The organism is Actinomadura montaniterrae (genome assembly GCF_008923365.1).
GTDB lineage: Bacteria > Actinomycetota > Actinomycetes > Streptosporangiales > Streptosporangiaceae > Spirillospora > Spirillospora montaniterrae.
Window position 1 is genome coordinate 1 of sequence record NZ_WBMR01000251.1, and the last position, 12,662, is coordinate 12,662.

Annotated in this window: 13 protein-coding genes; 8 read left to right on the top strand and 5 right to left on the bottom strand. The window is 71.8% G+C overall.

The features are described 5' to 3' along the window. Window positions 1-729, bottom strand: a 729-nt coding sequence (locus tag F9B16_RS53215) for a hypothetical protein (protein ID WP_225992468.1), incomplete at its 3' end; no start/stop codon positions are given. A 31-nt stretch (window positions 730-760) separates the two neighbouring features. Between F9B16_RS53215 and F9B16_RS43580 the strand changes: the two genes are divergently transcribed. The 3 genes from F9B16_RS43580 (at window position 761) to F9B16_RS43590 (ending at window position 3,201) form a co-directional block, all read left to right on the top strand. Further along, window positions 761-1,288: a hypothetical protein gene (locus tag F9B16_RS43580; protein WP_151546134.1), complete on the top strand. Its 528-nt coding sequence runs from the start codon at window positions 761-763 to the stop codon at window positions 1,286-1,288. Between the two features lie 381 nt (window positions 1,289-1,669). After that, window positions 1,670-2,473: an NAD-dependent epimerase/dehydratase family protein gene (locus F9B16_RS43585; protein ID WP_151546135.1), complete on the top strand. Its 804-nt coding sequence runs from the start codon at window positions 1,670-1,672 to the stop codon at window positions 2,471-2,473. Window positions 2,474-2,553: 80 nt separating this feature from the next. After that, entirely contained in the window at window positions 2,554-3,201 is a 648-nt protein-coding gene (locus F9B16_RS43590) for a TetR/AcrR family transcriptional regulator (RefSeq protein WP_151546136.1), read from the top strand. 67 nt (window positions 3,202-3,268) lie between these two features. On the opposite strand, the gene F9B16_RS43595 is transcribed toward F9B16_RS43590, so the two are convergent. Both F9B16_RS43595 and F9B16_RS43600 read right to left on the bottom strand, forming a co-directional pair. Further along, entirely contained in the window at window positions 3,269-3,652 is a 384-nt protein-coding gene (locus F9B16_RS43595; RefSeq protein WP_151546137.1) for a nitroreductase family deazaflavin-dependent oxidoreductase, read from the bottom strand. A 31-nt stretch (window positions 3,653-3,683) separates the two neighbouring features. After that, on the bottom strand, window positions 3,684-5,147 hold the full coding sequence (locus F9B16_RS43600) for a flavin-containing monooxygenase (protein ID WP_151546138.1): 1,464 nt from the start codon (window positions 5,145-5,147) through the stop codon (window positions 3,684-3,686). A gap of 84 nt (window positions 5,148-5,231) precedes the next feature. Between F9B16_RS43600 and F9B16_RS43605 the strand changes: the two genes are divergently transcribed. Beyond that, window positions 5,232-5,849 (top strand): TetR/AcrR family transcriptional regulator, encoded by a 618-nt coding sequence (locus F9B16_RS43605; RefSeq protein ID WP_225992469.1) that lies wholly within the window; start codon window positions 5,232-5,234, stop codon window positions 5,847-5,849. Here the strand turns inward: F9B16_RS43605 and F9B16_RS43610 are convergent. Further along, window positions 5,837-6,517, bottom strand: coding sequence for a TetR/AcrR family transcriptional regulator (locus F9B16_RS43610; protein ID WP_151546139.1), 681 nt, complete (start codon window positions 6,515-6,517; stop codon window positions 5,837-5,839). The two genes, F9B16_RS43605 and F9B16_RS43610, sit on opposite strands and share 13 nt — an antisense overlap. 109 nt (window positions 6,518-6,626) lie before the next feature. On the opposite strand from F9B16_RS43610, the gene F9B16_RS43615 reads away from it, so the two are divergent. The 3 genes from F9B16_RS43615 (at window position 6,627) to F9B16_RS43625 (ending at window position 9,671) form a co-directional block, all read left to right on the top strand. Then, window positions 6,627-7,733, top strand: coding sequence for a ferritin-like domain-containing protein (locus F9B16_RS43615; protein WP_151546140.1), 1,107 nt, complete (start codon window positions 6,627-6,629; stop codon window positions 7,731-7,733). Window positions 7,734-7,777: 44 nt separating this feature from the next. Next, window positions 7,778-8,635, top strand: a complete 858-nt coding sequence (locus tag F9B16_RS43620; RefSeq protein ID WP_151546141.1) for an SDR family NAD(P)-dependent oxidoreductase — start codon at window positions 7,778-7,780, stop codon at window positions 8,633-8,635. Window positions 8,636-8,705: 70 nt separating this feature from the next. Then, the gene (locus F9B16_RS43625; protein WP_151546142.1) at window positions 8,706-9,671 is read left to right on the top strand and encodes an AurF N-oxygenase family protein; all 966 of its coding nucleotides are present in this window, start codon (window positions 8,706-8,708) and stop codon (window positions 9,669-9,671) included. Window positions 9,672-10,027: 356 nt separating this feature from the next. Here F9B16_RS43625 and F9B16_RS43630 read toward each other — a convergent pair whose 3' ends face one another. Then, window positions 10,028-10,801, bottom strand: a complete 774-nt coding sequence (locus tag F9B16_RS43630) for a hypothetical protein (RefSeq protein WP_151546143.1) — start codon at window positions 10,799-10,801, stop codon at window positions 10,028-10,030. Between the two features lie 123 nt (window positions 10,802-10,924). Between F9B16_RS43630 and F9B16_RS43635 the strand changes: the two genes are divergently transcribed. Next, window positions 10,925-12,448 (top strand): ATP-dependent DNA ligase, encoded by a 1,524-nt coding sequence (locus tag F9B16_RS43635; RefSeq protein ID WP_151546144.1) that lies wholly within the window; start codon window positions 10,925-10,927, stop codon window positions 12,446-12,448. Window positions 12,449-12,662: the final 214 nt, after the last annotated feature.

A 12,662-nucleotide genomic window follows, 5' to 3' on the forward strand; every position in this document is an offset into this window, starting at 1 on the left:
GGGTCGTCGCGGTGCGGGCGGGTCAGCGGGGAGGTCTCGGCCGGGTAGTCGCGGACGAACGTCGGCACGGTGAGCTGCTCCTCGACCAGCGCCTCGAACAGCTCCTGGACGATCTTCCCCTGTCCCCTCCGTCCAGACCGCCACGGGCCGCGGGTCCGCCGGCCTCGGCCGGGGCCGCACCGGCTGCGGCGGGACGGCCCGCACCGGCGGCCCGGCAGAGCGGACGCGGGCCGGACGCAGGTGGACGCGGGCCGGACGGAGGTGGAGGCGGCCGGGCCGCCGGGGCGAGACGCCCTCCCGGCGGGCCAGCCGCAGTCTGAGGAGGAGCAGCGTCACCGAGGAGGCCATCGCGGCCAGCACGCCCGCCTGCAGCGCGGTGAGGTCGTCGAGGTCCGAGGAGTCCCGGGGCAGCGCGCGCAGGTTCGCCACCGGCACCGGCGCGATCGGCGCGGGCGCGGTCTGCGGGCCGACGACCGGCGGCAGCACGACGTCCGGTCCGGTCAGCCCGGGCACGCTCGCGGGCGTGATCGGCGGGACGCCGGGCGGCAGGGAGCCCGGGGTGATGCCGGGCGGCAGGGCGCCGGAGGGTTCGGTGACGACGAGCGTGTAGGTGCGCGTCCGGGTGGCCGCGTGCGACGCCGACACCCGGACGGTGAGCCTGATCGTCCCGGGCTCGGCCCCGGCCGGGACCCGCACGGTCACGGTCGCCGACGTCCCGGCCGTCCCCACGCTGCCGAGGCCTTGCTCGGCCGGACCGGCCGTGGCGCCGCCCGTCGCCGACGCCCGCAGCACGGTCCCGGAGGCGGTCGCGCCGGACGCCGACACCCGGACGGTGGCGGTGATCGCGTCGCCAGGGCGGACCGTCGCCGACGACACCGTCGCCGCGACCGCCAGCACCGGCTTCGCCGGCCTGCCCGGCTCGTCCGGCGTGTGCGTCGGCGTGTGCGACGGCGTCGGCGTCGGCGTCGCGCTGTGCGACGGCGTGGGCGTGGCCGAGTCGGTGGGCGTGGGCGAGCCGGTGTCCGGCGGCGGGGTGGTCGGGTCGTCCGTCGGCGACACGGTCGGCGACGGCGTGGAGCTGCCGGACGGCGAGGGCGACCCGCCGGACGGGGACGTCGACGGCGTGGGCTCGGCGATCACCGGGGACGCCCCGGACACGGCGAGCACCGCCGCCACCCCGAGCCCCGCGAACACCGCACCGCCGGCCGACCGTGAGCGCACCCGCCCCCACCTCCACCCTCCGGTTTCCGTCCCGATCGATGAGGCGATCGAATCAGCTGCCGAATGACGCTTCAAGGCGCACGGAAAAGGTTGTCAGCGGACGACGAATTACTCCGGCCGGTCAATGGCCCGCATTATCAGGGATTGCGCATCAGCGACAGGCGGACGGCGCCGGGCGCTCGATCCGGCCGCGGCGTCCGGCGAGCTAGAGTGCTCTCCGGACGCGCCGCGCCACCGGTGCGGCGGTCGAGCGCGGGCACCACGATTCGGTCGCAGCGGACGGGTTCATCAGCGGTTTCGCCCGGCGCGCGCCGGCATTGTCGAAGCGGCAAAGAATGATCACATGCCCCGGGAATCCGTCGCACGGAAATCTGCAGGTTCGGCGAGGAACGGGCCGCTGGGCGAGTCCCCTGTGCCGAGCTCGCGTCAACGCTGGGAGACTGCTGGGATGACACTCGGAAGGATCGTGCTGACGGGGGCGGCGGGCCGGGTCGGGTCCGCCGTGCGGGGGCCGCTGCGCGAGGCGGCGAGCACGCTGGTGCTGGCCGACCGGGCGCCGCTGGAGGCGGAGGCGCCGAACGAGGAGGTGCACCGCACCGACCTGTCGGACGCGGCGGAGATCGTCGCGGGCGCGGACGCGGTCGTGCACCTCGCCGGGGTGCGGGACGAGGCGCCGTTCCCGGAGCTGGTCGAGGGCAACATCCTGGGCGCGCAGCGGATGCTGGAGGCGGCGCGGGTGACCGGGGTCCGGCGCGTGGTGCTGGCGAGCAGCAACCGGCTGACCGGCCTGTACCCGTCCACCGTGACGGTGTCGGCGGAGATGCCGCCGCGCCCGGACGGCCTGTACGGGGTCAGCAAGGTCGCGGTGGAGGCGCTCGCCCGGCTGTACGTCGACAAGTTCGGGCTGGACGTGGTGTGCCTGCGGATCGGCAGCCTCGACGCGGTGCCGAACGAGCCGCGCCACCTGGCGACCTGGCTGAGCCACCGGGACTGCGCCGGGTTCGTGCTGGCGGCGCTGACGGTCCCGGCGCCGGGGTTCCTCGCGGCGTACGCGGTGTCGGCGAACGCGCGGCGGTTCTGGGAGCTGGACGACGGGCTCGGCTACCGGCCGCAGGACGACGCGGCCGACTACGGCATTCCGGACACGTTCGTCGGGCCGGGCACGCCGCAGGGCGGCGACTTCGCGTCCGCCGAGTTCACGCTCCAGTACCTGGAACCGGCCGCGGGCGCGGAGGCCGACGCGCGAGAGTGACATTTGGTTCACACGAGAAGCGATGGACCGTTATCCTGACCTCCGGGTTACCGGTTCCTGACGGAAAGTCGAAGGGGTCCATGCCAACGTCCACGTGGTTCCGCCTCAACGTCGCCAAGCGGGAACGGGTGCTCGAGGTGGCGATGCGCGAGTTCGGAGAGCACGGGTACTCGACCGGCAGCCTGAACACCATCGCCCGCGAGGCCGGCATCGCCAAGGGTTCGCTGTTCCAGTACTTCAGCGACAAGCTGGAGTTCTTCGCGTTCGTGTGCGACGAGGCGTCCCGCCGGATCCGCGAGGAGATGGAGCGGCGGATCGCCCGCGTCGACTTCGACCAGTCCTTCGACGAGTGGCTGTTCGACGTGCTGTGCGACTGGACCGAGTACATGGCCGACCACCCGCTGGAGCGCGCCGTCACCGCCGCGACGAACTTCGAGCTGGACAACAGCGTCCGGTCGGTGGTGCGCGACACCGCGAACCAGCACTACCTCCAGGTCATCCATCCGACGCTGGAGCTGTGGAAGGCGCAGGGCGGCATCCGCGAGGACGCCGACCTGCAGGTCCTCGCCACGATGATCCTCACGATGCTGCCGTTCCTGGCGCTCGCGCCGTACTACGACGGCCTCGACCCGATCCACGACCTGCGCGGCCGCACGCCCGCCGAGCAGCGTCCGGTGGTCCGGCAGCTCGTCGCGGGCTTCCGCCCGATGTTCGCGCCGGAGAAGTAGCCGGGCCCGCCCGCGGACGCGGGCCGCACAACCGTCGACGCGGCCGCTCGCCCGGGGACGTAGCCGCTCAGCCGTCGACGAGGTCGGCGACCAGCACGTCCATGAAGCGGGTGAGGGGCCGCGCGGCGGCCGGCAGGTCGGCGGCGTCGGCGGCGGTCAGCACGCGCGGGCGGCCGATCCGCCGGACGCGGCCGAGCCGCTCGACGCCGCCGCGCCCCTCGGCGAGCAGGTTGCGCACCCAGTCGGTGTCGGCCCCGTACGGCAGGCCGACGATGAGCCGGTCACCGCTGCGGAACGCCGTGACGGGCGTCCGGTACTCGCGCCCGGACGTCCGCCCCTTGTGGACGATGACCGCGAGCGGCGGCAGGTAGGGCGCGTAGACGCCCTGCACCCGGTTCGTGACGGCCTTGTTGATGCGGCGCAGGCGCCGCGGCATCAGTGGCTTCGGCATGCCCAATCCCTAGCACGTCCGCGCGCCCGGGTCAGCGGGTGAGGAGGTACTCCTCGGGCTTGGCCTTGCGGTTGCCGGCCCAGAACTCGAAGGTGTGGCCGGGCCACAGCGTCCGGTTGACGCCCTGGTCGTCGAGGTACCAGCTGTTGCAGCCGCCCTCGTTCCACACGGCGCGCCGCAGCCGCCGCTGCATCCGGTCGTTGAAGCGGCGGGACGCCTCGGGCTTCGGCTCGATCGCGTCGGCGCCGGACTCCTGCAGCAGCCGCAGGCAGCTCAGCACCTGCTGGATCTGCACCTCGATCATGAAGACGACGGAGTTGTGGCCGAGGCCGGTGTTCGGGCCGAGCAGCATGAAGAAGTTCGGCATGCCGGGGATCGTGGTGCCGCGGTGCGCCTCGATGCCGTCCGCCCAGATCTCCTGCAGCTTGACGCCGTTCCGGCCGGTGACGCGCAGCTCGTTGAGCGCGTCGACGACCTTGAAGCCGGTGCCGTAGATGATGCAGTCGACCTCGTACTCCTCGCCGTCCTTGGTGACGACGGAGTGCTCGCGCACCTCGGCGATGCCGGACGTCTCGACGGTCACATTCGGGCGGGTCAGGGCCGGGTAGTAGTCGTTGGACAGCAGGACGCGCTTGCAGCCGATGGTGTAGTCCGGCGTGACCTTGGCGCGCAGCTCCGGGTCGGGGATCTGCTTGGCCAGGTGGCGGCTGGCGAGCTTCTCCTGCGGGAGCGACAGCCGCGGGTCGATGGTGAAGCCGATCGCGCGGGCCTCCAGCGCCCAGTAGATGCCGTTGCGGAACGCGCGCGCGACGCCGGGCACCTTGCCGAACGCGGTACGGACGGGCTTGGGGAAGGTGAAGTCGGGCTTCGGCTGGATCCACGGCGGCGTCCGCTGGAAGAGCATCAGCTCCCCGGCCTTCTTCGCGACCTGCGGGACGAACTGGATCGCGGACGCGCCCGTCCCGATGACGGCGACGCGCTTGCCGGTGAGGTCGTAGGAGTGGTCCCACTCGGCGGAGTGGAAGGTGGTGCCCTCGAACCTCTCGATACCCGGCAGGTCGGGGAACGAGGGGATGTGCAGGGCGCCGATGCCGGAGACGACGGCGCGGGGGGTGAGGACGGTCCCGTCGGTGAGGGTGACGTTCCAGCGGCGGGTGTCGTCCTGGTACTCCATGCTGTCGACGTGGCTGCCGAAGCGGATGTGCTCGCGGACGCGGTACTTGTCGGCGGTGCGCTCCATGTAGGAGCGGATCTCGGGCTGCGGCGCGAACATCCGCGACCAGCCCGGGTTGAGCTCGAAGGAGAAGGAGTACATGTGCGACGGGACGTCGCAGGCGCAGCCGGGATAGGTGTTGTCGTGCCAGGTCCCGCCGAGGGCCTCGCTCTTCTCCAGGATGACGAAGTCGTGGAAGCCGGACTGCTTCAGCCGGATGGCCATGCCGAGCCCGGCGAAGCCGGAGCCGATGATGACGATCGCCGGGGCGCGCTCGCTCATATCCCGTCCTCTCGCGGTAACCTACTCGGGGTAAGTTACTATGAGTAGCTTACTGACGGTAGGTCCAACAGATAGGATTCCGCTGTGAGTGCCGCCACACCGCATCCCCCGCAGCGCCGCCGCCGGATGTCGCGCGCGGAGCGCGAGCGGCAGATGCTGGACGTGGCCGAGGCGGTGTTCGGCGAGCGCGGCTACCAGGGCACCTCGATGGACGAGATCGCCGAGCGCTGCGGCGTCTCCAAGCCGATGCTCTACGAGTACTTCGGCTCCAAGGACGGGCTGCTCGTCGCGTGCGTGAGCCGGTCCAAGGCCGAGCTGCTGGACGTCACGCAGAAGGCCATGGCGGGCGCGACCACGCCGGAGGACATCCTGTGGCGCGGGATGGTCGCCTACTTCGGGTTCATCGACGCGCACAGCAAGTCGTTCGCGATGCTGCTGCGCGAGCCGGCGGCCGGGTCGCAGGAGACCGTCGAGGCGGTGGAGGCGACCCGCCGGCAGCAGAGCGAGCTGATCTCCGGTGTGCTCGCCGCCTTCGTCCCGCACGCGGGCGGGCAGGCGATCGCCGCGTTCACCGAGATCATCATCGGCGCGTGCGAGCGCCTCGCCCAGTGGCGGACCTGGCATCCCGAGGTGACCGTCGAGGACGCCGCCCGCTACATGACCGACTTCTGCTGGAAGGGTCTCAGCCCCTACCTGGACTGACTCCTCCCCCGGGGGAGGGCGTCCAGGGCGGTGATGAGGAGGTCCAGGCCGAACTCGAAGTCGGTCTCGGGGTCGTGGCTCGCGAGCTCCTCGGAGAGCGCGACCACGTGCGGGAACTCGGCGGCGTCCAGCTTCGCCCACGACTCGGCCTGGGTCTCGACGAGGTTGTCCAGCGTCTTGACCACGCCGGTCTCGCGGAGCTGCGCGCCGAGCGCGTACGCCATCAGCGCCCGCATGATCCGCACCGAGGTGGGGCCGTCGAAGCCGGCGGCGTCGGCGAGCGCGAGGGCCCGCTCGGCGGGCCGCAGCCCGAGCTGGGTGTCGATCTTGTGGGTGAGGACGATCGTCATGCAGCGCGGGTAGTCGTGCGCGACCTTCCGGAACGCCCGCACGAGCGCGCGGGCCCGCGTCTGCCACGGCTCGGACGGGTCGTCCTCCAACTCCAGGCCGGCGATGACGTGCTCCGCGACGCCTTCGAGCAGGGCGCCCTTGTTCGGCACGTGGTTGTAGAGCGACATCACCGCGACGCCCAGCTCGGCCGCGACGCGGCGCATCGACAGCGCGTCCGCGCCCTCCCGCTCGATCAGCCCGACCGCCGCCTGCACGATCCGCGCCCTGGTGAGGACGGGTCGCGGCGCCGGCGTGTCGGACGTCACGTCGCCGTTCATCGGTCCCGCCCCTTCCCGCCGTTGACACCCGTAAGTACACCGTGACACGGTACGTACAACGTACGTCTTACGTACATCGTACGTGTCGCGCCCTCGGGGAGGAACGCCCGTGTCGACCCATGACCTTTACACCGAGCCCGTCGGCAAGTCCACCTGGAACGTGCCCCTGGCCGGAGACACCCGGTTCACCTGGGAGTACGACGACGGCCGGGACCGGCTCCTCGCCCTGTACCAGAAGGGCAAGGACAAGCAGTGGGACTCGGTCAAGCGGATCGACTGGGACCTGGAGGTCGACCCGTACGACGTCCTCGGCGTCCCCGACCAGTCCCTCGCCATCTACGGCACCAAGTACTGGGACAAGCTGACCGAGAAGCAGCGCGGCGAGCTGCGGCAGCACTCCACGTCCTGGCAGTTCTCCCAGTTCGTGCACGGCGAGCAGGGCGCGATGGTCACCGCCGCCCGGATCGTCGAGTCGGTGCCCGACCTGGACGCCAAGTTCTACTCCGCCACGCAGACCATGGACGAGGCCCGGCACGTCGAGCTGTTCACGCGGTTCCTGCACGAGAAGGTCGGGATGGTCTACCCGATCAACACCAAGCTGCAGGACCTGCTGAACGAGACCCTCACCGACTCCCGCTGGGACATGCCCTACCTCGGCATGCAGGTGCTCATCGAGGGCCTCGCGCTCGCCGCGTTCGGCGTCATCCGCGACATCACCACCAAGCCGCTGCCCAAGCAGCTCCTCGCCTACGTCATGCAGGACGAGGCCCGGCACGTCGCGTTCGGGCGGCTCGCCCTGCGCGACTACTACAAGCAGCTGTCGGCGCCCGAGCTGAAGGAGCGCGAGGACTTCGTCATCGAGGGCTGCTACCTCATGCGCGACCGCATCCGCGGCCGGGAGATCTGGACCAACTTCGGCATCGACCCGAAGGAGGTCGACGAGATGGTGGAGAACTCCCCCTACATGAAGATGTTCCAGAGCCTGCTGTTCAGCCGGATCGTCCCGTGCGTGAAGGACATCGGCCTCTGGAGCGAGCGCATCCAGCGGACGTACGACGACATGGGCGTCCTCGACATGTCCAAGGCCGACCTCGAAGCGCTGATGAACCAGGACGAGGACATCGCCGAGAAGCTCGACGCCGAGCGGTTCGCCGCCGAGGAGGCCGAGCGCAAGGCCGAGGTCGACGCCGTCATCGCCGAGGCCGCGGCGGGCTGAGTACGGTTGGAGATCATTCCGCTCGGGACATCTCGGAGGTCTGCATGCCACTCGCGCACTTCGACGGGGCGCTCGCCGTCGTCACCGGAGCCGGCAGCGGGTTCGGCCGCGCCATCGCGCTGGCCCTCGCCGAACGCGGCGCGACCGTCCTCGCGGCCGACATCGACCTGCCGTCCGCCGAGCGGACCGTGACCCTCGCCAAGACCCTCGGCCCGGGCGGCGGCGCCTACGAGGTGGACGTGGCGGACGCCGCCGCGATGGAGGCGTTCGCCGCCGAGGTGCGGCAGGCCCACCGCGTCCCCGACATCGTCGTCAACAACGCCGGGATCGCCGTCAGCGGCCCGTTCCTCGACCACGGCGTGGAGGACTGGAACCGCATCCTCGGCGTCAACCTGTGGGGCGTCATCCACGGGTCCCGGCTGTTCGGCAAGCAGATGGTCGAGCGCGTCAACGCGCTGCCGAACAAGCCCGACAAGCCCAACTTCGGCGGCCACATCGTCAACATCGCGTCCGCCGCCGCGTTCGCGCCGACCCGCTCGCTGCCCGCCTACTGCACCACCAAGGCCGGGGTGCTGATGCTCAGCGAGTGCCTGCGCGCCGAGCTGGCGTCCTCGCGCATCGGCGTCACCGCCGTGTGCCCCGGCTTCGCCAGCACCAACATCGTCAAGAACGGCACGTTCGTCGGCGGCGACGCCGCGCACCGCGAGCGCGTCCGCGCCCGCGGCGAGAAGGCGATCCGGCTGCGCCGGTACCCGGCGGAGAAGGTCGCCGAGCGGGTCGTCGACGCCATCATCAAGAACAAGGCCGTGGTCCCGGTCAACTTCGAGGGCCACCTCCTGCACGCCCTGTCCCGCATCTCGCCGGCGTCCACCCGCCTGCTCGCCAGAATCCCCGTGCAATAGGGCCGGCCCCGCCGTGCGGTGCACGGCCTCGCGGCCCTCCTCGGCCTCCCCCGGGAGAGGAGAAGGATCGATGCCCCCCGAACTGCTGACCGACCGCCCCGCCACCTGGACCGCGCGGATCCGCTGCAAGGACGGCGACCACACGCTGGAGCTCACCGACCGCGAGGTGGTCGCCGAGCGGCTGCTCCGGACGTCCCGCAAGCACTCCTTCGACCCCGACACCGACGTCGGCTGGGACGCCCCGCAGGACCCCGACGTCTGGTACATGGCGCCGCAGCTGGTGTCGATCTACGAGACGCCGCTGTGGGACGGGCTGACGCACCGGCAGCGCGTGGAGCTGACCAAGCGGGAGATGTGCAGCATCGCCTCGTTCGGCATCTGGTCGGAGATGCTGCTGATGCAGGCGCTCGTCCAGCACGCCTACCGGAGCCGCTACGACAGCGAGCACGTCGCCTACGCGCTGACGGAGATCGCCGACGAGTGCCGGCACTCGAAGATGTTCGGCCGGATGGTGCGCACCTGCGGGCTGCGCACCCACCGGCCGCGGGCGCTGGAGTACCACTTCGCGAAGCTGTTCGGGGCCGTGTACGACCCGATGCCGATGTTCGCGGGGACGCTGGTGGTGGAGGAGTTCACCGACGCGTTCCAGCGGCTGACGTTCCCGGACGAGGCCGTCCAGCCGATGATCCGGCAGGTCACCCGCATCCACGTGATCGAGGAGGCGCGGCACATCAAGTACGCGCGGGAGGAGCTGAAGCGGCTCGTCGCGCACGCGTCGCCGGTGCGGCGGCGGGCGGCGGCGTACGCGCTGGCGCAGGGCACCCGGCTGATGGCCACGCAGGTGATCCACCCGTCGTGCTACACCGCCGTCGGGCTGGACCCGAAGCTGGCTCGCCGGGTCGCGGCGCGCAGCGAGCACCGCCGGGAGACGATGGCGTGGGCGTTCCGCAAGTGCACCGCGTTCTTCGACGAGGTCGGATTCCTGGACGGCCGGGCCCGTGACGTGTGGGTTCGTGCGGGACTCGCGAAATCGTAACCGGTTCTACTCCGCGACCATTTCCGCCGGCACCGAAACGAATTCGGTGACACAATGGCAGCAGCCGAATACCGAACGGTTTTCCAGTGGTCCCGGAATCGGGAACGCGAAGGGCCGCGGAGCGGGGTCCACTCCACGGCCCCTTCGACGGGACGGGCTGCTGACCTGGAGATCACTTCACCCAGGACACTCCAACCGCGGAAACGGTCACGTCGTCGACCTCCTCCTCCCCATGCACCGCAAAGCACGCCGGCCGCCGGACACGGGTGGGGGCACGACCGCCGCACTTCCTCCCCTTTACCGGAAACACCTTAGAAGCTTCTGACAGAAAATAAGCCATGATCGGCCGATTCAGGTCAGAAATGCGCCAAGGTGGCCAGGACTTCGCGCGCGACGCCCTCGGCCGTGCCGAGGCACGCCCCCTCCCGGGCGTCCGCGGCGCCCTTCGCCGCCTGCTCGCTGTAGCTGACCGTCACGAGCACGTTCCGGAACCGCGCCGTCACCTCGCCGACCACCGTCGGCTGCCCGTCGTCGGCCTTGAACCACCGGAACGCCTCGTCGCCGATCCCCCGCTGCCGCCGCAGGCTGATCGTCCGGACCAGCGGCGCGTCGTGCGCCTGCGTCCACGACGCCCGGTAGTCGCCCTCCGCGTCCTGCACCGGCGTCGGCGTCTTCGCGGGCGCGTGCAGGTTCACCTCCACCCGCAGCCACCGGAACCTCGGCCCCTGCGCCGTGTACGTGCACGTCGTGAACGTCGAGTTCGCGCTCTCGTCCCGCCTGGCCTTCGGGATCGTCCTGCCGACGGTGCGGCCCGACACCATCGCGCACGGCTTCGGCAGCGACGCCACCGTCTGCTCCTGCATCGGCGTCTCGGACGGGCTGGGCGTCCCGGACGGGCTCGGCGGCTCCGTGGCCCGGCCCGTCCGGCCCGGCGCCGCGCCGCCGGACGGCGACGTCCGCGGCGACGCCGCGTCCTTCCCGTGCCCCGGCATCAGCACGAACACCGCCGCCGCGGCCCCGCAGAACGCCACCACCGCGACCAGCAGCACCAGCAGCCGCGGCCGCCGCTTCGGCGACGGCGGCTCCGGCGCCGAGTAGACCCGGTGGAACGGCTCGCGCTGCAGCCCCACGCCCCGCTCCTCACTCCCCCGCGCGTCATCGACCCCGCCACTGGTCAACGTAGTCAGGACCGCCGCGGCTGACCAGGGGTCCCGCCCGGGCCGATTGTCAGCCCCCGTGGTCACAATGGGGTGGTGCTGATAGCGGAGATCGCGCGGACGTCCCGGGAGGTGGCCGGCACCTCCGGCCGCAAGGCCAAGATCACGGCGCTCGCGGAGTGCCTGCGCGCCGCCGCGCCCGGCGAGGCCGCGACCGTGGTCGCCTACCTGTCCGGGGAGCTGCCGCAGCGGCAGATCGGCGTCGGCTACGCCGCGCTGCGCGACGTCCCGCCGCCCGCCGCCGAGCCGTCCCTCACCGTCCCCGAGGTCGACGCCGCGTTCACCGAGATCGGCGCGGTGTCCGGCGCCGGGTCCGTCGCCCGCCGCCGCGACCTCGTCGCCGCCCTCCTCGGCCGCGCCACCCGCGACGAGCAGGGCTTCCTCATCCGGCTGCTGGCCGGCGAGCTGCGCCAGGGCGCCCTCGACGGCGTGATGGCCGAGGCGATCGCCGCCGCGGCCGGAGTGCCGTCCGCCCAGGTCCGCCGCGCCGTCATGCTGCGCGGCTCCCTCGGCCCCGTCGCCACCGCCGCCCTCGCCGACGGCACCGCCGGGCTGCAGGCGTTCACCCTGGAGGTCGGACGCCCGGTCAAGCCGATGCTCGCCGCGTCCGCCCCCTCGGTGGAGGAGGCGTTCGCCAAGCTGAAGGCCGAGGCCGCCGTCGAGTGGAAGCTCGACGGCGTCCGCGCCCAGATCCACGTCCGCGACGGCGACGTCCGCGTGTTCACCCGGACCCTCGACGACATCACCGCCCGGCTCCCTGAGGTCGTCGCCGCCGTCCGCGAGCTGCCCGTCCGCGACGCCGTGTTCGACGGCGAGGTCATCGCCCTGCGCCCCGACGGCGCCCCGTACCCGTTCCAGGTCACCGCCGCCCGCACCGCGACCCGCACCGCCAAGGACACCGAACCCGTCCCGCTCACCGCGTTCCTCTTCGACGTCGTCCACCTCGACGGCGACGACCTCCTCGACGCGCCCGGCGCCGACCGCAGCGCGGCGCTCGTCCGGGCCGTCCCCGAGCCCCTCCGCATCCCGCGGATCGTCACCGCCGACCCGTCCGCCGCCAAGGACTTCTTCGACGACGCCGTCGCCCGCGGCCACGAGGGCGTCCTCATCAAGTCGCTCGACACCCCCTATACCGCCGGCCGCCGCGGCGCCGGCTGGATCAAGGTGAAGCCCCGCCACACCCTCGACCTCGTCGTCCTCGCCGTCGAGTGGGGCCACGGCCGCCGCCAGGGCCTGCTGTCCAACCTGCACCTCGGCGCCCGCGACCCCGAGACCGGCGGGTTCGTCATGCTCGGCAAGACGTTCAAGGGCCTCACCGACGAGCTCCTCGCCTGGCAGACCGAGAAGCTCCGCGAGCTCGCCGTCCGCGAAGACGGCTGGACCGTCCACGTCCGGCCCGAACTCGTCGTCGAGATCGCCTTCGACGGCGTCCAGCAGAGCCCCCGCTACCCCGGCGGCATCGCCCTCCGCTTCGCCCGCGTCCTCCGCTACCGCCCCGACAAAACCGCCGCCGAAGCCGACACTGTTCAATCTGTATTGTCCTTGGCGTCAGGCCGTTAGACGGCCTTCCTTCAACGGACAATACGTGCGATCGCTGCATCGCTCCGGCTCGGCCCTGGGGGCCTCGCTGCGCGATCAAGTTCTCGCAGGCTCGAACTTGGCTTCGCTCGCGATCGCGACGGCTTGGGTCAGCGCGGGGCCGGGCACAAGCACAGCCTCCGGTCATGGTTTGTGCTCTAGCGGCGGGTGGTGGGGAGTTTGCGGCGGGGCGGGG